A 21202-nucleotide genomic window follows, 5' to 3' on the forward strand; every position below is an offset into this window, starting at 1 on the left:
CAACATAAAAAAGCACAGTATGTTATGGCTACTAACAACTGTGCCTCTTCTTTCATTTTTTATGAGCGTAAAAATCCACCTTCAGAATTAATTACCTGACCAGTAATCCATCCCGCGTCTTCACCTGCTAAAAACGTTACTAATCTAGCAGCGTCATCCGGCAACCCCATTCGACCCATTAAAAATTTGCTGGATAACGCCTGTTTAATTTCATCTGTCATCCATCCCGTATCAGTAGGTCCAGGATTCACGGCGTTTACGGTAATTCCAAGAGGTGCTATTTCTGCTGATAAAGTTAACGTAAATCCTGAAATAGCTGCCTTCGTGGCGCCATAGGCAAGCTCGCCGAGCATTGGTCCTTGAGCTTGTCCTGATGTCAGGTTAACAATTCGCCCACCAGATAATTGTGCTTTTTTTAACCTCTTTGCAAATTCAACACACAATAAAAATGTCGAACGCATATTGACTTGATAATGCGAATCTAGCGTTTTTACATCCAATTGTTCATATCCATCTCTAGTTGAATACGCAGCATTATTAACTAAAATTGTCGGCAAGCCTAATTTTTCCTCAACTTCATCTAGTAGTTGGTATGCTGCATGCTTATTGCTCAAATCAATCTCAGAACTAGCAGCACGAATACCTAGCTCTTCTAGTTCTTTCCGAAAAAATTTTGCCCAGTCTGGTTCTGTATCCCAATAGGTAAAAAAGATTGCACACCCATCCATAGCAAGACGCTTACAGATCGCTGCGCCAATTCCCTCTGCATGGCTAACACCGGTTACCACCGCAATTTTTTTCTGCATACTAGAGTTCCACCTTTCATCCTGCCTTAACTGGCGTAAAATCCCCTCTTCCACAAAGGACTAAATAAGCGGGATTCAACCGCCCGTAAAGGTTCGATTTTGTTCAACTAACATTAAGTGGGGAAGAAGTTGCCCACTTAATGAAGTTTCACTTTATGTAGATTCACGTAGTACAAGTTCATGTTCTAAAATGATATTTTCTACTTTTTTTCCTTGGATTTTATTAATGATCATTGTTGCAGAAGCACATCCCATTTTGTACATTGGTTGTGAAATAGTAGTCAATGTCGGGTGTGTCATATTTGAAAAGGCAATTTTATCAAATCCTACCAGCGCGATATCTTGCGGTACCTTTAGACCAGAAGCATTGATTTCCTTTAGTGCACCAATCGCCAGAATATCTGATACAGCAAACACTGCCGTAGGTCTTTCAGGTAACTCAAGCAAGCTACGCATGGCACGTTTTCCATCTTCAAAGTTCAATGTCTCTGTATGATAAATCCAGCTCGAATCAATAGGTAAGCCAAATTCCTTCATTGCTTTTTCATATCCAGCACGTCGTTCCCGTGCATACAAAAATTTCTCATCAGAATTGATAAGTGCTATTTTTTCCTGGCCAATCTTTATCAAATGTTTCACCGCATGGTATGCAGCTAACTCATTGTTAATCGTGACATAGGAAATATTCGCATCTTCATCAAATTCACTACATTGGACAATCGGGTATTGACCCGCAAGCTCCACTAACTTTTCTTTATTTACAGTAGGGTCCATCGATATGATGCCATCCGCTAATCGATTTCGAATCAAATTAAAGTAAATCGATTCTCGTTGTGGATTTGAATCTGTTTCGCATAGAAGAATGTTATAACCCAAACCAATTGCCGTATCTTGAATACCGTTAATAATTTCCGAATAAAAGGGGTTTGAAATGCTAGGGATTAAAACAAGAAGTAACCTGCTTTCGGAGTTTCTCAAGTTCCGGCCCAAGACACTGGGCTCATAATTTAACTCACTTATCGCCTGTTCCACTCGTAATCTTGTCTTTTTTGCAACGGTGCTTTGGTTATTGAAAACCCTTGAAACTGTTGCAACGGAAACCCCAGCACGTTTAGCCACTTCTTGAATATTTGCCACGAGATCCCCTACCTTCTACTTACAAAATTTTGAAAACGATTACATATTATCTTATTATTCCAGCATTATTTTGTCAATAAAATGATAATGGTACTAAGCACAAAAGTACTTAGTACCTAAAAAACAAGGGTCAATTACAAACTTTGTAATGCCTCTTCTATTTGGACATCTCCAGAAATCATTTCAAATGCCTTATGATAAGCATTTGGTTCTTGAATGGCTGCGATCATCGTTTTCGCAACATCTGCCCGAGGAATCGAGCCACGTTCTACCGTCTCACCAACCTTAATCTTACTTGTACTCTCATCATGTGTCAGCCCTCCTGGTCGCACAATGGTATAATCAAGCTCACTTCCCATCAAGAATTCATCTGCCTCTTTTTTCATTTTTAGATAATGATGGAAAGACTCTTTTCCTTTCTCAGGTTCACCTAAGTCGCGACCAGCACCAAAACTGCTTAGCATGATAAATTTCTTTATACCAGTTTTTTCGGTTGCTTTAACAAGATTAATGGCACCGTCTCGGTCAACAGTGGTTGTTTTATCAGGGCCAGTTTTACTTCCTGATCCTGCAGCAAATATAACTACATCCATACCACGAACCGCATGACCAACATCACCTTCTAAATCCGCTACAACAGGAGTTCCGCCGAGCTTCTCCATTTCCGGTTTCTGGTCCTCTTTACGAATCATCGCGTATGGTTCATGACCGTCCTGCTTCAAATACTGAATAAGTAAACGTCCTGTATGTCCATTTGCACCTGCAACTAAAACTTTCATTATCTATCTACTCCTTTTTATTTAACTAATTATCATCCTACATATTGTTTTTCCGCTACGATCACTTCTTAAACTTCATCGATAAAAAGTCGGTTAAAAATAAAGGTTGATACTACTGTGAAGTATGCTCAGAGCCGGTGAATATCGGACACAAAAGACCTTATTTTTACGTTTCATACGTGTTTTATGGGTCAAACGGACACAGGATGCCTTATTTAGTAAAAAGTAGTGATTTCATCCTATTTTTATCACAATAAGGCATCCTAAGTCCGCGAACAGACGCATTCCAATCAATTTTGCACGAATAAGGGCTCTGGTGTCCGCTTATTTCCATTTCGCTGCTAGTAAACTTACTTTTTTATAAACTGCACAGTAACAGGATTGTTCATTTCCACTTCGGTGCACCTTAGGTTAGCTCGTGGACTTCTTTGACGTGACGAGAAGGGCCTAGCGCAAGCCCGCCGAAAGCGTAACGTTTAACAGTACATCACCATTTACATCATCTTACCCAATTCAACAAACAATAAAATAAGTGAAGCTATTCCAACAACTATTTTGTATAATGAAAGTAAGCAAGACCTACTAGACAAACAAGGATGAAAACAAATGAAATGGAATAAATTGAACCAACGTGTACAAGACACGTTTGCTTACCTACACGATAATGCAGAAATCAGTTGGGAAGAAAAAAACACCACTACGTATATTGCTCATCTGCTGAAAGAAAGTGGCTGCAACGTCACAACCTTTGACGATTGTACAGGCGTAATCGGTGAATTTGGTCATTTTACAAAAGGACTTCCTGTTGTTGCTATTCGCGCCGATATGGACGCGCTCTGGCAAGAAGTTAATGGTACTTTTCAAGCAAATCACTCATGCGGACATGATGCACATATGGCAATTGCACTTGGTGTGCTTTGGGCGTTAGCAGAAAATCCAGCACTTCGGGATCAAATAGCCGTGAAATTTATTTTTCAACCTGCAGAAGAAAAAAGCACCGGGGCACTGAAAATGGTCGAAAAAGGCGTAATCGATAACGTTGACTATCTATATGGGATCCATTTACGTCCTGCTCAAGAAACACAAATGGGGTATGCTACTCCAGTAATTGTTCACGGTGCAACACGGAAATACCGTGCTACAATCAAAGGGCATGACGCACACGGAGCACGTCCGCACCTTAACCATAATGCAATCGAAATTGGCGCACAGCTGGTAGACATGATGAACAAAATTCATCTCGATCCGCGCATACCGCATACAGTCAAAATGACGTCGTTCCATGCAGGCGGAAAAAGCATTAATATTATACCTGGCAGTGCAACATTTTCAATTGACATGCGAGCACAATCAAACGCGTTAATTGATCAGTTGGAGCAAAAGGTACAAGGAATTTTTGCAGCAATAAGTGAATTATACGATATTAAAATTACAGTTGATGAAGTTAGTGGTGTTGTGGCTGCAAAAACAAATAAAGAAGCAATCGGGATCATGAAGCATGCCATAACAGCCTCATTAGGCGCAAATAAATTAATGCCTCGTCTTGTTACACCTGGCGGCGATGACTTTCATTTTTATACAATTAAAAAACCGTCACTTAAAGCAACAATGGTCGGTCTCGGCTGTGATCTAAAACCAGGCCTTCATCACCCAGCAATGAAATTCAATAAATCCGCTATGCTAAATGGTGTGAAGATTTTATATCATGCAATCTTGCGAACATACGAAATCAATAAATAAAATAATGAGCTCACTTTCAACAGTGAAATTTGGCATGAGGCTGGGACAAAATTAAATTTATTAAAGAGAATCGCAACAATAATATAAAATGGTGTAAAAAACCGCTCCGGAAATATACTTCGCTTTCCGCGGGCGAGTGTCGAGTCTCCTTGCCCCGGCAAGGCGTATGCCGACGTTGTCCGCAAAGGACGGTTTTAGTCGGCCTTCATCATTCGCCGTCCTGCGGGATCTCGCCAACCTCATGTTTTTTTGATAGAAAATTTCAAGCATATGAAGAGCTTAGCTTATCAAGGTTAGGAGCTCGGCGTAAAGCTCTTCACTTAGCTGTTGAACCACATTTAAAACTGGATTCTCGTTTGAAAAAAAAACTTTTCGAACTCTTTAAGCCATAATTTCCATTGAATTACCCTTACGCTTGGATTCAATTAACCGAATCCTCATCGCGCTCCACTGCTTCTTGATCAATGATCAAATTTTTATCAATATCCTTTTTATCATAATTGTCGCCGAAAAACTTTTTCATTTTCGCATCTGCTTGATGCTTTATTTCATCGTCTATGTGTGAAATAACTTGGTACAGTGCGTATAGAATAACCGCGCTATCATCCGCCAGTCCTACCAGTGGAACAAAATCGGGTACCAAGTCAATTGGTAAAATTAAATAACCAAGCGCACCAGCTATCGTCAATTTTGCTTTACGTGGTGTTTTGGGACTTTTAAACGCATAGAACAACAAAAAGCTATAGTACGCTATTTTTGTTCCAAGGATTTTTGCATAGTCGACCATTTTCGTAGCAAACTTATTTTCTGAAAAATACTTTTGACTACCCTTTATTGCTTTTGCCGGATTAAATTTTGCCAGTTTCTCTTTGTAATTCAATGTCAGGAACCTCCCACAAATTTCTACATTTTATTTATTATGGTAGAGTTTCCTTTATGAAAAAGCAAGTGATGGATTATCGCCGATAAAAAGGTATTTCTCGCCGATGTTCCGTGCTATTTAACCGATAAACCGCTCGATTTCGCCGATGCTCACCAGTATTTTGTTCACCTCCATGTTCATTACTCATACTCCCCGTTAAGACGGGATAAAAAAATGCCCATTTAAATGAGCATTTTTCAACCTAATCCCGAACCTTCACATCATACTTTCTGAGCCAATAATCAATTTGACATAAATGAGCAATGAGTTGAGGTCCCTTCATCAACTGACCGTACCATGGTTCTGTAAACTCTTTCCCTTCACTTTTTACGATAGCTTCAATATGATCTCGTTTTACAAAATCGAATAATGGCGAATTACCCTCAGCTAGAATTTCTTCCATCCAGTTCACTACTTGCCGTGTGTATTCAGGCTGGAACGTTTTCGGATAAGGACTCTTCTTACGATATAACACATCATCTGGCAACAGCCCTTCCATCGCCTTCCGCAAAATACCTTTCTCCCGACCCTCGTAAACTTTCATATCCCAAGGAATATTCCAGACATACTCAACTAGTTTATGGTCGGCAAAAGGGACTCGAACCTCAAGACTCGCACCCATACTCATCCGATCTTTACGATCAAGCAATTGCGCCATAAACCACTGCATATTCACATAGAATAATTCGCGTCTCCGCGCATCTAACTCACTTTCTCCTTCTAAACGAGGTGTTTCTTCGACCGTTTCCTGGTACCGGTTCTGTACATAGTCTTTTAGATTTAATTTCTTTTGCCATTCTGGCCGTAACAAATTAACCCGTGAATCTAACGAACGCATCCATGGAAAACTTTTTCCATCAGAGCTAGCAGGATCATGAAACCATGGATACCCACCAAATATTTCGTCTGCACATTCACCTGATAAACTTACGGTGGTGTGACCCTTAATCTTCCGGCAGAACCACAATAGCGATGAATCAATATCTGCCATACCTGGTTGATCTCGTAACTCTACCGATTCCTTTAATAAGTCCGCAAGCTCCATTCCACTAATGATTTCATCATGATGATCTGTTTTGAAATGATTGACGACTTTCTCAATCCATGGTCGATCACTAGAAGGTTGAAACTTACTTGCTTTAAAGTGCCTTTCATTTCCCTCATAATCAACGGAAAAAGTAGATAGCTTACCACGCCCCGTTTTTTCAAAATAATTCGAAGCAATCGCAGTAATCGCACTAGAGTCCAATCCACCTGATAGAAAGGTAGATACCGGAACATCAGCAATCAGTTGACGTTCCACAGCATCCGTAAATAGATTCCGTACATTTTCTACTGTTTCCTCCGTGGTGTCAAGATGATTCTCGCTTTTAACATTCCAATAACGCCATGTTTTCAATCCATCCTTTGAAAAAATTAACGCATGACCACCACGCAATTCTTGAAATCCGTTGAAAATACCATGACCAGGTGTACGCGATGGGCCAAGGCCAAATATTTCAGCCAAACCATCACGATCAACTTCTGCTTTTACATCATCGTGCGCCAAAATTGCCTTTAGCTCTGATCCGAATAATAAACGACCATTTGACTCAAGGAAGAATAACGGCTTCACTCCAAGTCGATCTCTCGCCATAAACAGTTGCTCGTTAGCCGAATTCCACACACCAAATGCATAAATTCCGTTTACGTACTGAACACATTTTTCTTCCCATTCCATATAAGCAGTTAATAAAACTTCTGTATCAGAGGTCGTACGAAAACGATAGCCTTTATTTCCTAGTTCCTTCCGTAGATCTTCTGTATTGTATAATTCCCCGTTGTAAACAATTGTGTACGTAACGCCATTGTGGCTCTTACTCATCGGCTGTTTTCCACCCTCAAGATCCACTACAGCAAGTCGTTTATGACCAAAAGCCACATGCTGATCCATCCATATCTGCGAGTCGTCTGGCCCTCTAAGTGACAGCGTTTCCGTCATTTTACGCAATGTCGCCTGCTCTGCTCGAACATCCTTCTTCCAGTTAACGATACCAGTAATGCCACACACCATAACTCATCCTTCCATGAGAAAAATTTTCTCCATGGTTATGTTATGCAAGGGTGTGGGCGGATGTCACAGAGATGATAATTCGATTATTTTCTAGGTAACGTCAAAAATTAATTATTAGAAAAACTCCTTAATAGCGAAAGTCGAAGTTTTTCTTATAAGGTCTACCATTAACTTATACTTTTCGACGTTATTAGAAAACTTGGTTTATCGCCAAACCTTAGTTGCACTTATGCAGTAAGAAAGGATTTCTTTCCTACCTGCAAAAAACGCTTGCATTTAGTTAACTGAACATTTATACTGTTAAGAATTACTTTTTCGGTACTAACTAATCCATTTGGTACCTAATCTAGTAAAATATTTATTTTTATTTATTCTATATTGTAATTTATATTAATTTTATTACTGAAAGGAGGAGAAATGGTGACTCAAAATGATGGAAAAGAGGTAATTGATGGGCTCGACAAAGATATAATTAAATTTCTATCTGCGAATGGTCGAATGTCTTTCAATGAAATAGCTAACCATTTAGATGTAACGGAGAAAACAATCCGAAATCGTTACAATAACATGGTTGATGCTAATATTATGAAAGTTATTGGTGTCGTTAACCCTATTGAATTAGGTATTCGCGTTGGAGGGATCGTTCAATTAAAAGTTGTTCCCCAAAAGATTGATCAAGTTATTGAAAACCTGAAGGAAATTACCGTCATTCGATACATTTCATCTACTACAGGGGATTACCAACTGTTACTGCAGTTGAATGTTCGCGATAACGATGAACTGAACGAAACAATAAAGTCAATTCAACAAATACCGAATATCAGTTCAACAAATGTACTCCTTCAAACGGAAGTTCATAAAAATACATTTGACTTCATCTAAATTTTTTACTATTAAATGTCAAAATATTCTTTAATCAATGGAGGTGTTAGCTATGTTTCAGACACTTAAAGAACTAACCCAACTACAAGGTCCAAGTGGATTTGAGCAACCTGTTACATCCTATATCAAAGAAAAAACAACTTCATTATGTGATGATATACAGGTTGATGGAATAGGAAACGTAATAGCTAGGCTACGTGGTAATAAACCGGGACCTACAGTACTTGTAACAGCACATATGGATGAGGTTGGATTCATCGTTAAAAAAGTTGAAAAAAATGGATTACTCCGATTCGAAAAGCTAGGTGGTCATGATAATCGAATCTTACTTGCCCAAAAAGTAGTTGTTCGAAGTCAAAATGGACCGAAGCTAGGAGTAATTGGTACTATTTCTGCTCACTACCAAAAATTTGATGATCCACAAAAGATTAGAGATTATCGTCAATTATACGTAGATGTTGGTGCAAGCTCACCATCAGAGGTTGAAGAAATGGGAATTGAAATTGGTACCCCAATTACTTGGGATTCTGAGGCAGCGTTCCTCGGAGATGAACAGAACGGAAAAATAGTCGGCAAAGGTTTAGATGACCGAGCCGGTTGTGCTGTACTAGTTCAACTTTTGAAAGATCTACAGAATAAGAATTTCCCTGGCGAAGTAATAGCACTTTTTGCCGTACAAGAAGAAGTTGGCTTACGTGGTGCAAAAGTGGCACTAGCTAATTTGCAATTCGATATAGCAATTGCGATAGATGCGACAGTAGTTAGCGACACTCCTGAAGATGTTATGGATCAGTCACTTGCTCTCGGGGGCGGCGCGGGAATAAAGGTTATGGATGGTAGCCTTATCTCACATCCCGCAATAAAGGAATTACTCGTTAAATTAGCTAAGAAAGAAAAAATACCATATCAACTAGAAATTTTTACAGGAATCGGAACAGATGCTGGTGCTGTCACCTTAGCAAATAAAAGTGTACCAACAGGAGTCTTATCCATTCCATCGCGAAACGCCCATTCACCAGTTGAAGTAATTGATGCAAGTGACTTAAAGGCAGTGAAGGATCTATTAAAAGCATTTGTAAAAGAAGAAGACAAGAATATAGATTTTCTAGGTTGACGATATTAATTACACAGAGAGAGGACGATAGCCATGAAACAATTTAAATTTGGACTACTAGTAACGTTAGGACTTTTACTAAGTATTTTTATGGTAGCTTGCTCGAGTTCTGATAACAATGGTACTTCTTCTAACGACTCGAAAGAAAAGTCAGCAGAATCGTCTCAAGGTGAACAGGTTTTTAACCTAACAAACGGAGATACCATCCCAACGATGGACTCTGCCCTAGCCTCTGATGTGTACGCAATGAACTTTTTAAACGCAAGCATGGAAGGTCTATATCGTCTTGGTAAAGATGCCGAGCTTAAACCAGGTATCGCCAAGAAACACACAATAAGTGAAGATGGATTAACTTGGACGTTTACTCTTCGCGAAAATGCGGTCTGGTCAAACGGTGATCCTGTAACCGCACATGACTTCGTTTATGCTTGGAGACGCGTAGTGAATCCAGAAACCGGCTCTGAGTATGGACCATATATGATGGGTGACGTTATTAAAAATGCTACAGCTATTAACAAAGGAGAATTACCGGTTGAGAAATTAGGTGTACGTGCAGAGGGAGATTATACATTAGTGGTCACCCTGCAAAAACCGATTCCATATTTTGAATCGCTCACAGCTTTTGGAACATTTTTACCAATGAATCAAGAATTTGTTGAAGCGCAGAATGGGAAATACGGGACAAGCAGCGATACATTATTATTTAATGGACCGTTCAAGCTAGCTGATTGGAAAAGTACATCACAGTCTTGGAACTTAGTAAAGAATACCGATTATTGGGATGCAAATACGGTTTCATTAAAAAAACTCACGTATGACGTGGTGAAAGACCCACAAACAGCAGTTGATTTATATGAAAAAGGTGAAGTAGACCGTGCAAATCTTACGTCTGATTTAGTTGATCAATATGCAACACATGATGACTATACCGTTACATCTGAAGCGGGATTATATTATTTGAAATTCAATCAAAACAGCTCGGATGCACTTGCGAACACAAACATCCGCAAAGCAATTAGTAAGGCAATTAATAAAAAAGCTTTAGTCAACGAGATTCTCAATAATGGATCGACCGTTTCAAATGGCTTTATTCCGAAGGACTTTGTCAAACATCCTGAAACAGGTGAAGATTTCCGTGAAATTAATGGCGATCTAGTAACCTATGACGTGAAAAAAGCAAAGGAATTATGGAAGAGTGGTCTTGAAGAAATAGGTAAACAAAAAGTAGAACTTGAGCTTTTAAGTAGTGATAGTGAAACAACGAAAACAATGACAGAGTTTCTAGCTAATCAACTAGAATCCAACCTCCCAGGTTTGTCCATCACGTTGAAACAAGTTCCTTTCGAACAACGAATCGAGTTAGGAACAAGTGGAAACTATGATGTGCTGCTTGGCGGATGGGCTCCAGCATACTTGGATCCATACACGTTTTTAAACGTTTGGTTAACCGGCGGAGCGAACAACAATATGGGATATTCCAATCCTAAGTATGATGCGTTAATTAAAAGCACTGTAAATGAATTTGCGTTAGATCCAGTAAAACGATTTGAAGCGTTCTTAGAAGCTGAAAAAATATTAGCAGAGGATGCTGCAGTAGCACCACTCTATCAAAGTGCTCGTGCACAATTAATTTCACCTAAACTAAAAGGTGTAATTACCAACCCAGCAGGAGCTACCTACGAATATAAGTGGGCACATGCTGCGGCTGAATAATAGCTTGCATGAATTAGAAAAGCGCAAGTGCCTTAAAAGACACGACAAGCATAAGCAGAACGCTGCAGTGTGGTGGTTTTTACCACACGGATGTGGACTGCTTATGTCCCGAGTGTCTAGTCCGCTTGTGCTGGACAGATTTTATACATTCTTATCTTTTTAGAAAAACTCGACATTCGCCTCGTCTTAATAGCGAATGCCGAGTTTTTTTATTCAGGGTTTTCTCTTACATACCTGGCCGATTATCCAAGAAGTTCTGATAAGCGAAACCTCTCACCTGTTCCTCTGAATAGTGCTTAAGCAGTTCATTAATCAACGTTTGGTACTTTGAATAATCCTCAAGTCCAGTAACAATGGACGACATTCCGTCAAAGTCTGAACCGAAGCCAATCCGCTTCTCACCACCAAGTGAACAAAGATGATCAATATGTGTAATCAGTTCAGAGATGGTTGCATCATCCCGCTTGTCGTTAACAAATGGCGTGAAAAATACAACGTGGATATTACCATTATTAGGAAACATAGCCTTAATTTGTTCATCATACAGATTGCGCGGGTGATCTGCGTAGGCACGCGTATTCGAATGGGAAGCAATTGGATAATCTGCCAGCTCCATAACATCCCAGAATCCTTTTTCCGTTAAATGGGAAACATCCGTAAGTACATGGTGCTCGTTATTGAGCTTTACTAACTCCTTCCCAAGGAGCGTTAATCCACCTCCACGCGGCTCTTCTGCTCCATCAGCACACAAATTTGCAGCATTCCACGTCAACCCTACTGACATGACGCCAAGCCGATACAAGTGACGCATTTTACCAAGGTCATTTCCAATCGGATCAGCACCTTCTAATGTTAGTACTGCACCAATTTCACCTTCCTGAAGCGAGTCAAATTCCGCCCACGACTTGATGTGCTTCATTTCTGGATTTTTCCCTAATACTTCCGTATAAAATAAATCAACTTGCTCAAGTGCATGCTGCCATTTTTCATCAGACGACACATCCGGATGAATGAATATCGCAAAAAACTGTACCATCGCTTCTCCAGCTTTTAAATTATGTAAGTTAGCGTTTAGATGCTTCGAGTTTGTAAAAGTTAATGCTCCATCCTTATAATACATCCCTCGCTTTGCAAGTTGTAGTTTCAATAGAACATCACAATGTGTATCAATTATTTTCATATCTCACACTCCCCTCTATTAGAATACCACAACCAAGGTTAGACCTGGAGTTATGCAGGCACATTTGGAGGTAAGCGGACACCAAAGTCCTTATTTGTGCAAATATAGGCTGAAAACGGCTGTTCGCGGACACAGGATTCGTTATTCACCCAAAAAGTAATAGCTACAACGTGTTTTTACCTGAATAAGGAGTCAAGTCCTTATTATTGTGTAAAAGCTAAATACAATATTTACAACCACTATAAGGTTTAATTGATTTTTGATAGGAGGGGGCCATGGCCCCCTCCTAAAATTTGCGGCCATTTACTTCCTCTTACTTTTTTAAAAATGTTCGATTGCCAAGATCCAATTTATCTTCATAATCCATTAACACCGCGCCAATTAGCCGAAAAGCGGATTGCTGGTTTGGGAATGTACGGATTACTCCTTCTCTTCTACGTACCTCGGAATTCAATCTTTCTAATACATTGGTGGTACGTAAACTTACATGATAGTTCTCGGGTTCAGCATAAAATTGTGTCGCGTCATCAAAGCCTTCATCTAAGATAGCAACAGCCTTCTTGTATCCCTTTTCTTCTTCGTATTTCATGATAAATTGGTCTTTTAAGGTGCGTGCATGTTGCATATTACTTGCGCGAAAAATAGCCTTTAATGCAGATTTGGCTTCCTCTGAATTCTTGTTTGGCAACGTGTCGATCATATTTTTCAACATATGAACAGTGCAACGCTGCCAGCTCGTCCCAACGAACGCTCTTGGAATGGAAGCTTTAAGCCCAGCATGTGCATCAGAAATGACGAGTCTTGGTGATTGTAGACCTCTGGATTTCAACGATTCGAAAAACGCATACCAGCTAGTTTCGGATTCTGCGTGATCCACTTTTAGCCCAATTACTTCTCGTTTGTTTTCATCATTGACACCCATAGCTATGTAAACGGCTTTAGAGACCACTTTCTGGTCCTCACGGACTTTGATGTACATAGCATCTACATACACATATCGATAACTCATCACGTTAAGTGGTCGATTCGCCCACGCATTGACAATCGGGTCAAGCTTTTGAGTAAGGTCGGACACCATTGACTTCGAAACAGACTCGCCACATAGTTCCTCCATGATTTTGGTGACTTTCCGTGTGGAGACGCCATTGACGACCATTTCCAGCATGGAGAGTAAAAGAGCCTTATCACAACGGGAGTAGCGTTCGAATATGTCTGTAGAAAATCCACCACTACGTGTGCGAGGAACCTTCAAACTAATTTTTCCATTTGGCAGAAGGTATTCTCTTTCATAATAACCGTTGCGGTAATCCTTACGTTCTGAGTTACGCTCATGGGAACTGGCTTGTATAAACTGATCCCGTTCTGTCTCCATGTATTGGTTTAGAATTAGAACTAATGAAGACTTCACCACATCGTTTAGACCGGAGTCTAACACGTCACCTTTAAGTTTTTCAAAATCTAGTGTAAAATTGATTTGGGACATCATAATTTCCTCCTGTTCGTTTTTCGTGGTTGAAAACATTGTAACATGGAGAATTATGATGTCTTTTCTTTTTACACAATTATATGGACTTAATCGAATAAGGAATCCTGTGTCCGATCAACCCATAAAATATGCCAAAAAAAGAACAATAGCGCATTCTGTGTCCGCTAGCATGCCAAGAGAGAAACGTCATTACAGTACATTGGTTTTGCATTGCCATTAAAAAAGGCACCTAATACTTTCAATAAGTACTAGATACCTCTGATTAATAGTTTGGTAAAATTAATACCTCAACGCGACGATTTTTTGCTTTATTTGCTTCCGTATCATTCGGCACAATCGGGTGGTATTCCCCAAACCCTTTCGCACTAAATTTTTTCGGATCAAGTGATTCATTCTCAAGTAGTAAACGCATGAAGTGAACGGCCCGAATTGCACTCAATTCCCAGTTCGAATCAAATTCCTCATTATTCATCGGACGGTTATCCGTATACCCACTTACAACTATATTTCTTGGTGGGTCTGTATTTAAAAAATTGGATATTTCCCCTGCTATTTCACGACCAGCTTCTTTTACTTCTGCACTTCCCGGATCAAAAAAAACATCATTCACAATGGTAATTAATAATCCTTCACCACCGAGCTTTGTTTTCAAAACGCCAGAAAGATTGTTCGCATTAATATAAGCGTTAATATCCTCCTGTAATGCCTTTAATTCGTTCATTTCTCGTTCCTTAGCACTAATTGGCGTTTCTTTTTGCTTTTCTTTCTCTTCCTCTTCTTCCTTTTCTTCCACCGGTACTTCATTCGGTTTCATGACAGGGCTTTCGTTATGTTCAAGAACACCATTACCACCTGTGAATTCACCCTGAAAAACCTTTGCAAGCTCTTCAAATTTCTCTGCATCGATACTACTCATCGCAAACAAGACAATAAATAATGCAAGTAACAGGGTTAATAAATCTGCGTATGGGATAAGCCATGTTTCATCAATGTGATTCTCTTTATGCTGTTTCTTTTTGCGCATCTTCTACCTCCTGATTTATCTTTGATAGTTCCTTAGGAGATAAATAGGATCCTAGTTTGTCTTTAATAATTTGTGGCGATTCCCCATTCGCAATCGATAAAATACCTTCAACCATCACATACTTTACTTGCGCTTCGTTCTTAGACTTTTCCTTTAACTTGTTCGCAAACGGATGCCATAACACATATCCAGAAAAAATCCCCATTAGCGTAGCAACGAACGCTGCAGATATAGCATGCCCAAGCGCTTCTGTATCTTCCATGTTACCAAGAGCGGCAATTAATCCGATTACTGCCCCTAGCACCCCGAGTGTTGGAGCGTATGTACCAGCTTGGGAGAAAATTTGTGCACCTTTTTGATGCCTTTCTTCCATAGCATCTATTTTTTCAAGCATGACATCACGAATAAAATCCGGCTGCTGTCCGTCCACTACCATTTGCATTCCAGAATATAAAAATGTATCATTTGTTTCCTCAAGCTTACTTTCCAGCGATAGAACACCTTCTCTACGGCTAATCTCAGACCATTCCGTAAACATCTGAATAACCTCTTTGATATCTTTACTCTTTTCTTCCTTAATGATGATTCTAAAAAGTGTTGGAACCTTTTTTAGTGTACTCATTGGAAATGCAATACAAACCGATGCTGCAGTTCCGACAAAAATAATTAAAATCGCCGCAGGATTTAAAAGCGCAATAGGGCTAACTCCCTTAAGTACCATTCCTACACCAATTGCAATAATAGCTAAAATTACACCAATAAATGATGCTTTATCCATATCATAACCCCCGATTTACGTTCTACTATCTATACTGTATATATCGGGTTCATTTCGGGAATTTTGAAATACTATCGCGAAAATAATATACCAGCAATATACTTTACACAGGCACAATCAAAATGAAATAATATACTATAAAATCCGACTAATTTTGTAGGAATAATTCTAGGAGGTTCACGAATGAAACTATCTGATCTAAATACAATAGATGAAAGAATTACCGCACTTGAAGAAAAAGTAGCACCCTTTAAAGATAGAGCCCAAAAACATGACGAGGAAAGTTCTTTTCCTTTTGATAATTTTAAAGAGTTAAAAGAGATTGGATATCCCGCTTTAACTATTCCAAAAGAATATGGCGGACTCGAAATTTCCCTGTATGAAATGCTACGCCACCAGGAAACAATTGCAAAAGCTGACGGATCTACGGCATTAGCCATTGGCTGGCATATGGGAATTACAAAATTTTTAGGCGAAAACAAGATTTGGGATAAGGAAAAATATCAAGCATTTGCGAAGGATGTTTTACAAACAGGAGCACTTCTAAATAATGCGGCTACAGAACCAGCTACTGGTAGCCCGACTAGAGGTGGACGCCCAGAAACTGTTGCGAAAAAAACCTCCTCTGGCTGGATAATAAACGGTAGAAAAACATTTACGACACTGGCACCAGTTTTAAGCTACTTCGTTGTCAGTGCATCCATTGAAGGCACTGATCAGGTAGGAAATTTTTTAATCAAACGCGAAAGAAATGGCGTAACAATTGATGAAACGTGGGATTCAATCGCAATGCGTGGCACAGGAAGCCATGATCTTGTGCTAAAGGACGTTCAGGTTGACTTGAGCGATCTTGTTCAATATATAACACCTGGCAATAAACCTGCTGCCGGTTGGCTTCTGCATATTCCAGCATGTTATTTAGGAATAGCACAAGCTGCTCAGGAATATGCTGTAAATTTTGCCACCAATTATTCACCGAACAGCATTGAAGGCACTATTTCTGATCTACCAAATGTTAAACAGAAAATCGGGGAAATGGAGTTACTTGTTATGGAAAGTCGACACTTTCTCTATTCCGTTGCAAAAAAGTGGGATGAAAGTAGCGCGGAAGAAAGACAATCGATGAAGCCAGAACTTGGAGCAGTAAAATTATCCGTTGTTAATCATGCAGTAGAAATTGTTGATTTAGCTATGCGAATTGCAGGCGCACGCAGCTTATCTAATCAAAATCCGCTTCAACGCTATTATCGTGATGTGCGAGCAGGACTTCACAATCCACCGATGGACGACATGACCATCATACAGCTAGCGAATACGTCAATTGAAAGAAATAATTGATCCAATAAAGTGAGACTTCATTTAATGGGGTTTTGTTTCTTTTTCTCCCCTACTGAATGGTAGTTGAACAGAATCGTACTTTTACGAGCAGTTAAGACAGAATAAAAGGTGGTTGATCTCGTTAATCAGAGACCAACCACCTTAATTGTTGAACTAGCAAGCTATGTTAATCGTCTTCTCCATCTTCGTTCTCACCTTGATCATCGTTGTCTTCGTTTTCATCCTCTTCTTGTTCATCGTCTTCATCTTCTTGATCTTTTTCTCTTTCTTCTCGTTCTTTAGCTTGCTCTCTCTGTTCTTCGGCCTTTTCCTTTGCTTCTTCTCTTCTTTCTTCAGCTTCTTCTCGAGCTTCTTCTTCACGCTCTTTTTGCTTTTCTCGTGCTTCCTCTTCACGTTCTTTCGCTTCTTCTCGAGCTTCCTTTTCACGCTCTTTCGCTTCTTCTTTTAATTCTTTTGCCTCTTCTTTTGCTTCTTCTCTTAATTCCTTAGCTTCTTCATTTCTTTCCTCTGCCTCTTCATTAGCATCTTCTTCGTCTTCACTCACTTGGTCATCATCTATCTCAGCAGTTTCATCATCCGAATCGTTTTCTTCTGCCTCGTCATTGTCGTCATCTTTATTTTCTAATGATTTTTGTTGATTCTCTAAAGCTCGTAAAATACCTTTTCTTGCTTCTTCCGGAAAATCAGCACGCTCCAGTAATGCAGTTAGCTTTAGAATACTAGTTTTCACATCACTTACCTCGTCTTCCACTTCAGAAAGGTCGTCACCAGCCTCTTCAGCTTCTATCAAGTTTTTTTCCAGTTCTTCTACAAGCTCTTCAAAATCTTCTACTAACCTTTCAGCAGTTTCTTGATCACCATTTTGCATTGCTTGCTCAATTTCTTCTAAGCGATTTTCAGCAAATTCATCCTGTAATAAAACTTTATCGCTAATGTCATCCGTAAGTTTATATTCCGTTTCTTCCATTAAACGAATGGTTTCATACAGCTCTGAATCAGGACTTACAACAGTACTCCCGTCTTCAGCATAAACTTGTCCACCCACAACTAATCCTATTCCAAGTGTAATACCAGTAATACGTTTCAACATCATGCCCACTCCCTTTTTCATTTAGTTTTGATATTAGTTAAAAAATCATGAATAGCCTGTTTCGTATTTTCATATCCTTGATGCGGTGTCATAAAAGTATAGATGTAGGTAAAATTCTGATGCTTATCTAAAAAAATATCAGTGCGAATACTATTTTCTAACGTTGATTTATAGGAAAGTTGTTTTTCCTTATTTTCAATAATTTCAACTTCACCAGCACCGAGAAGGAACTCGTCCTTCAATTCGTTAAAGCTTTTATACGTAGGAATAGTAGTAATTATTGCATTTACTGTTTCGTTCTTAAACGAAACAATCAACTTATCCTTTTCCACCTGCTCTTTAGTTAACTGCCAACCTGGTGTTTGTTGAACAACTACAGGGAATTGATCATTCTCATAAATTGATGCTTGTTTTTCCAATTGTTTTGGTGATTCGGACGCGTTCGCTTCTTTTTTCTTAACGGCCTCAACGTCACCACAAGCGCTTAAAAATAATAACGTTACTGCTAACACACATATGTAAAACAATCGACTCTTCATCGTACCCACCTCTTCTCACCATAGTAGAAAACCCGGCATTTACCTCGTCCTTAATAGGTATGCCGAAGCTTGTTATAACAAGGGCTGCCATAATTTGTTATAAAAAAACACACCCGTTTACATGGATGTGTGCTACGTCCAGTAACCGGTAGCTGGCAAGCTTAGTTTTCACCTTAGCCCCTATAGCTTTGCGTCCCTAATTTTCATCAGGTTTGCCCTTATCAATTTACTAATCTATTTAATTATGTAAAGTATATACGAACAAGCAACAAAGTTCAACAAATTTTTCAGACTTTTGGAATAAGAAAAGCACAAGCGCCTTGAAAGACACGACAAGCATAAGCAGAACGCTGCAGTGTGTTGTTTTTTACCACACGGAAGTGGACTGCTTATGTCTCGAGTGTCTAGGCGATGGAGCTGGACAGGTTTTATATATTCTTATCTTATAAAAAAACCAGGTATCGCTTCAACTATATCGATACCTGGTTTTTGTTTCACTGACTAGGAAAGTATACGTTCTTATGGATTTCAGTATAAGGGCAACTAAGGTTTTCGCCATTTGGCGATAAGCCAAGTTTTCTAATTATTTTTTTGAAGTTAAACTCGCAGCAATTTGTGCACCAACTTTTGCGTTGTGGTAAACGAGCGCAAGGTTAGCATCTAAGCTTTTGCCTTCTGTTAACTCTTTTATTTTCCCTAGAAGGAAAGGCGTGCTATCCTTACCAGTAATATTTTTTTCCTTCGCTTCTTCAATCGCATCCTTGATTATTCCATTAATGTACGCCTCATCCATTGCATCCTCTTCCGGAATTGGATTTGCGATTACTACCCCACCATCTAATCCTAAATCCCATTTTGCTTTTAACGTTTCCGCAATTTCATCTACAGAGTCTGTTGAAAAATTCACGCTGAATTCACTTTTTCGTGTGTAAAAAGCAGGCAAATATTCTGTATCATAACCAATTACTGGTACACCTTTTGTTTCAAGGTATTCCATTGTTAGACCAAGATCAAGAATTGATTTTGCCCCTGCACAAACAACTGCAACGTTTGTTTGTGCAAGCTCTTCAAGATCAGCTGAGATATCCATTGTCGTTTCCGCGCCACGGTGTACTCCACCTATTCCACCTGTAACAAATAGTTCGATTTCCGCAAGCTCTGCACAAATCATGGTAGCAGCAACCGTTGTCGCCCCAAGTTTTTTAGTCGCTATAATGTATGGTAAATCGCGACGTGATACCTTTGCCACATCATCACTTTTTCCAAACATCTCTAATTCGTCTTCCGTTAAACCAACTTTAATTTTACCGTCCATTAGCGCAATAGTCGCTGGGACCGCACCATTATCACGTACAATTTGTTCCACTTTTCTCGCCATCTCAACGTTTTGTGGATATGGCATTCCGTGAGAAATAATAGTTGATTCTAATGCCACTATTGGCTTCCCAGCGTCTTTAGCTTGTTTTACTTCTTCTGATAATACTACATACTTTTTCATATTAACTCCTCCAAATCGAGTTCAAATTGATGTTTTGATAAATTTTGTCTTACCGTATAAGTCGACAGAAGCGTCTGATGTGCATTAATTATTCCAGACTGAATTACTGTTTCAAATGAGCGTTTCTTCAACCAGGCATATAACACACCTGCGCAAAATGAATCTCCAGCACCGGTAACATCGACAATATCTGGAGTGGGTATTGCAGAAAAGTGCTGAACTGGCTGATCGTTTCCGCCAGCCATCACACCTTCAGCGCCTTTTGTAATAATGACATTTTCTACACCTAAGTCTACCCACTTACCAACAGCTGTTTCCCAATCAGAAGGATTCTCCAATCGACAATCCATATATGTTTCTGTTTCATCTATATTGGAAATGAGCCAAGTAACACCACGCAAATTATTCGGTAATCGTTTCATTTTAGGTGATGAAACCGGAATAATAGCAATTGGGATTTGGTGCTTTGAAGCAAAGGAACAAAGAAATTCAACTGTTTCACTTGGACAGTTCAAATCCACAATCAAGCACCTCGCCCGTTGTAGCAGTGCGCTATTCTTTGTTAAAAGTTCGGGTGTAATAGAATCGTATATATCCATGTCAGCAAGAGCAAGCGCTAAATTGCCGTCAGCGTTTAACACAGCGGTATACGAACCAGTAGAAGCATTTTCAATCTGCGCCACATAATCTAGGTTCATAAATGGAGACGACAGGCCCTCAATTTGTTTCCAATCAGAATCGTTTCCACTAACAGAAAGTAAAATCACTTCTTCACCCATACGACCAAGATTTTCAGCGATATTCCTCGCAACGCCACCAACAGATTGGGAAGACCTGACAGGATTTGATGTTTCCGAGACAATTTCTTCTTTCGCATACAATTTACGATCGACATTGGCTCCGCCAATACAAATAATCGGTCTCGTTTCATTTAAAACGTATGCCTTCCCATAGATGTAATTCTTCTTAACCAATCCAGAAATTAGGTTCGCAACAGAAGAACGGGACAATCCAACTTTTTCAGAAAGCTCATTCTGCGAAATAAATGCATTTTCTTTAATCAATCGCAAAATCAACTCTTCGTTTTCATTAAGATCTCGTTTCATACTTCACCACCTAACTT

18 protein-coding genes and 1 riboswitch are annotated in these 21202 nt (G+C 39.4%); of the genes, 5 read left to right on the forward strand and 13 right to left on the reverse strand.

Going from position 1 to position 21202, the window contains the following annotated elements; translation table 11 throughout:
• Positions 1 to 59 precede the first annotated feature (59 nt).
• From ACY9Z2_RS00200 to ACY9Z2_RS00210, 3 genes are all read right to left on the reverse strand, one after another.
• A complete protein-coding gene (locus ACY9Z2_RS00200) occupies positions 60 to 806 on the reverse strand; it encodes an SDR family oxidoreductase (RefSeq protein ID WP_463607577.1) in 747 nt (248 codons plus the stop codon).
• A 153-nt stretch (positions 807 to 959) separates the two neighbouring features.
• Positions 960 to 1943 (reverse strand): LacI family DNA-binding transcriptional regulator, encoded by a 984-nt coding sequence (locus ACY9Z2_RS00205; RefSeq protein WP_463607578.1) that lies wholly within the window; start codon positions 1941 to 1943, stop codon positions 960 to 962.
• Between the two features lie 134 nt (positions 1944 to 2077).
• The gene (locus ACY9Z2_RS00210) at positions 2078 to 2722 is read right to left on the reverse strand and encodes an SDR family oxidoreductase (RefSeq protein WP_463607579.1); all 645 of its coding nucleotides are present in this window, start codon (positions 2720 to 2722) and stop codon (positions 2078 to 2080) included.
• Positions 2723 to 3328: 606 nt separating this feature from the next.
• Between ACY9Z2_RS00210 and ACY9Z2_RS00215 the strand changes: the two genes are divergently transcribed.
• Positions 3329 to 4462: a M20 peptidase aminoacylase family protein gene (locus ACY9Z2_RS00215; protein ID WP_463607580.1), complete on the forward strand. Its 1134-nt coding sequence runs from the start codon at positions 3329 to 3331 to the stop codon at positions 4460 to 4462.
• A 421-nt stretch (positions 4463 to 4883) separates the two neighbouring features.
• Here the strand turns inward: ACY9Z2_RS00215 and ACY9Z2_RS00220 are convergent, their stop codons facing one another.
• Positions 4884 to 5342 carry a YkvA family protein gene (locus ACY9Z2_RS00220; protein WP_463607581.1) on the reverse strand — a complete coding sequence of 153 codons (459 nt, stop codon included), beginning with the start codon at positions 5340 to 5342 and terminating at the stop codon, positions 4884 to 4886.
• Positions 5343 to 5586: 244 nt separating this feature from the next.
• Positions 5587 to 7434 carry an asparagine synthase (glutamine-hydrolyzing) gene (gene asnB / locus ACY9Z2_RS00225; RefSeq protein WP_463608262.1) on the reverse strand — a complete coding sequence of 616 codons (1848 nt, stop codon included), beginning with the start codon at positions 7432 to 7434 and terminating at the stop codon, positions 5587 to 5589.
• 423 nt (positions 7435 to 7857) lie between these two features.
• Here asnB and ACY9Z2_RS00230 point away from each other — a divergent pair, with 423 nt between their 5' ends.
• From ACY9Z2_RS00230 to ACY9Z2_RS00240, 3 genes are read left to right on the forward strand one after another with little or no spacing between them, the layout of a single operon-like run.
• Positions 7858 to 8319, forward strand: coding sequence for an Lrp/AsnC family transcriptional regulator (locus tag ACY9Z2_RS00230; protein ID WP_463607582.1), 462 nt, complete (start codon positions 7858 to 7860; stop codon positions 8317 to 8319).
• 52 nt (positions 8320 to 8371) lie between these two features.
• The gene (locus tag ACY9Z2_RS00235; protein ID WP_463607583.1) at positions 8372 to 9433 is read left to right on the forward strand and encodes a M42 family metallopeptidase; all 1062 of its coding nucleotides are present in this window, start codon (positions 8372 to 8374) and stop codon (positions 9431 to 9433) included.
• Positions 9434 to 9466: 33 nt separating this feature from the next.
• Positions 9467 to 11146: a peptide ABC transporter substrate-binding protein gene (locus ACY9Z2_RS00240; protein ID WP_463607584.1), complete on the forward strand. Its 1680-nt coding sequence runs from the start codon at positions 9467 to 9469 to the stop codon at positions 11144 to 11146.
• A 226-nt stretch (positions 11147 to 11372) separates the two neighbouring features.
• Here ACY9Z2_RS00240 and ACY9Z2_RS00245 read toward each other — a convergent pair whose 3' ends face one another.
• The 4 genes from ACY9Z2_RS00245 to motA form a co-directional block, all read right to left on the reverse strand.
• Entirely contained in the window at positions 11373 to 12326 is a 954-nt protein-coding gene (locus ACY9Z2_RS00245) for a dipeptidase (protein WP_463607585.1), read from the reverse strand.
• Between the two features lie 313 nt (positions 12327 to 12639).
• Complete coding sequence (locus tag ACY9Z2_RS00250; RefSeq protein ID WP_463607586.1) at positions 12640 to 13809, reverse strand: IS256 family transposase; 1170 nt, start codon at positions 13807 to 13809, stop codon at positions 12640 to 12642.
• Between the two features lie 265 nt (positions 13810 to 14074).
• Positions 14075 to 14836: a flagellar motor protein MotB gene (gene motB / locus ACY9Z2_RS00255; RefSeq protein ID WP_463607587.1), complete on the reverse strand. Its 762-nt coding sequence runs from the start codon at positions 14834 to 14836 to the stop codon at positions 14075 to 14077.
• On the reverse strand, positions 14814 to 15614 hold the full coding sequence (motA, locus tag ACY9Z2_RS00260; protein ID WP_463607588.1) for a flagellar motor stator protein MotA: 801 nt from the start codon (positions 15612 to 15614) through the stop codon (positions 14814 to 14816). Before motA ends, motB begins: the two co-directional genes overlap by 23 nt.
• Before the next feature lie 183 nt (positions 15615 to 15797).
• On the opposite strand from motA, the gene ACY9Z2_RS00265 reads away from it, so the two are divergent.
• Positions 15798 to 16952 (forward strand): acyl-CoA dehydrogenase family protein, encoded by a 1155-nt coding sequence (locus tag ACY9Z2_RS00265; RefSeq protein WP_463607589.1) that lies wholly within the window; start codon positions 15798 to 15800, stop codon positions 16950 to 16952.
• A 166-nt stretch (positions 16953 to 17118) separates the two neighbouring features.
• On the opposite strand, the gene ACY9Z2_RS00270 is transcribed toward ACY9Z2_RS00265, so the two are convergent.
• The 4 genes from ACY9Z2_RS00270 to ACY9Z2_RS00285 all read right to left on the reverse strand — a co-directional run bounded on the left by ACY9Z2_RS00270 (position 17119) and on the right by ACY9Z2_RS00285 (position 21185).
• On the reverse strand, positions 17119 to 18042 hold the full coding sequence (locus ACY9Z2_RS00270) for a DUF5667 domain-containing protein (RefSeq protein ID WP_463607590.1): 924 nt from the start codon (positions 18040 to 18042) through the stop codon (positions 17119 to 17121).
• 17 nt (positions 18043 to 18059) lie between these two features.
• Entirely contained in the window at positions 18060 to 18581 is a 522-nt protein-coding gene (locus ACY9Z2_RS00275; RefSeq protein ID WP_463607591.1) for a hypothetical protein, read from the reverse strand.
• A 144-nt stretch (positions 18582 to 18725) separates the two neighbouring features.
• A riboswitch (cyclic di-GMP riboswitch) is annotated at positions 18726 to 18808 on the reverse strand.
• A gap of 356 nt (positions 18809 to 19164) precedes the next feature.
• A complete protein-coding gene (locus tag ACY9Z2_RS00280) occupies positions 19165 to 20079 on the reverse strand; it encodes a pseudouridine-5'-phosphate glycosidase (protein ID WP_463607592.1) in 915 nt (304 codons plus the stop codon).
• A complete protein-coding gene (locus ACY9Z2_RS00285) occupies positions 20076 to 21185 on the reverse strand; it encodes a PfkB family carbohydrate kinase (RefSeq protein WP_463607593.1) in 1110 nt (369 codons plus the stop codon). The genes ACY9Z2_RS00280 and ACY9Z2_RS00285 overlap by 4 nt, the downstream gene beginning before the upstream one ends.
• Between the last annotated feature and the right edge of the window lie 17 nt (positions 21186 to 21202).

The sequence above is a fragment of the Virgibacillus sp. GM2-2 genome (genome assembly GCF_055329585.1).

Bases quoted from the DNA above. Each gene is read 5' to 3' on its own strand.
- ACY9Z2_RS00270 (WP_463607590.1), bottom strand. From the start codon at position 18,042: ATGTTGAAACGTATTACTGGTATTACACTTGGAATAGGATTAGTTGTG.
- ACY9Z2_RS00285 (WP_463607593.1), bottom strand. From the start codon at position 21,185: ATGAAACGAGATCTTAATGAAAACGAAGAGTTGATTTTGCGATTGATT.
- ACY9Z2_RS00265 (WP_463607589.1), top strand. From the start codon at position 15,798: ATGAAACTATCTGATCTAAATACAATAGATGAAAGAATTACCGCACTT.
- ACY9Z2_RS00200 (WP_463607577.1), bottom strand. From the start codon at position 806: ATGCAGAAAAAAATTGCGGTGGTAACCGGTGTTAGCCATGCAGAGGGA.
- ACY9Z2_RS00240 (WP_463607584.1), top strand. From the start codon at position 9,467: ATGAAACAATTTAAATTTGGACTACTAGTAACGTTAGGACTTTTACTA.
- ACY9Z2_RS00280 (WP_463607592.1), bottom strand. From the start codon at position 20,079: ATGAAAAAGTATGTAGTATTATCAGAAGAAGTAAAACAAGCTAAAGAC.
- ACY9Z2_RS00215 (WP_463607580.1), top strand. From the start codon at position 3,329: ATGAAATGGAATAAATTGAACCAACGTGTACAAGACACGTTTGCTTAC.
- motB (WP_463607587.1), bottom strand. From the start codon at position 14,836: ATGCGCAAAAAGAAACAGCATAAAGAGAATCACATTGATGAAACATGG.
- ACY9Z2_RS00210 (WP_463607579.1), bottom strand. From the start codon at position 2,722: ATGAAAGTTTTAGTTGCAGGTGCAAATGGACATACAGGACGTTTACTT.
- ACY9Z2_RS00245 (WP_463607585.1), bottom strand. From the start codon at position 12,326: ATGAAAATAATTGATACACATTGTGATGTTCTATTGAAACTACAACTT.
- ACY9Z2_RS00250 (WP_463607586.1), bottom strand. From the start codon at position 13,809: ATGTCCCAAATCAATTTTACACTAGATTTTGAAAAACTTAAAGGTGAC.
- ACY9Z2_RS00235 (WP_463607583.1), top strand. From the start codon at position 8,372: ATGTTTCAGACACTTAAAGAACTAACCCAACTACAAGGTCCAAGTGGA.
- motA (WP_463607588.1), bottom strand. From the start codon at position 15,614: ATGGATAAAGCATCATTTATTGGTGTAATTTTAGCTATTATTGCAATT.
- ACY9Z2_RS00275 (WP_463607591.1), bottom strand. From the start codon at position 18,581: ATGAAGAGTCGATTGTTTTACATATGTGTGTTAGCAGTAACGTTATTA.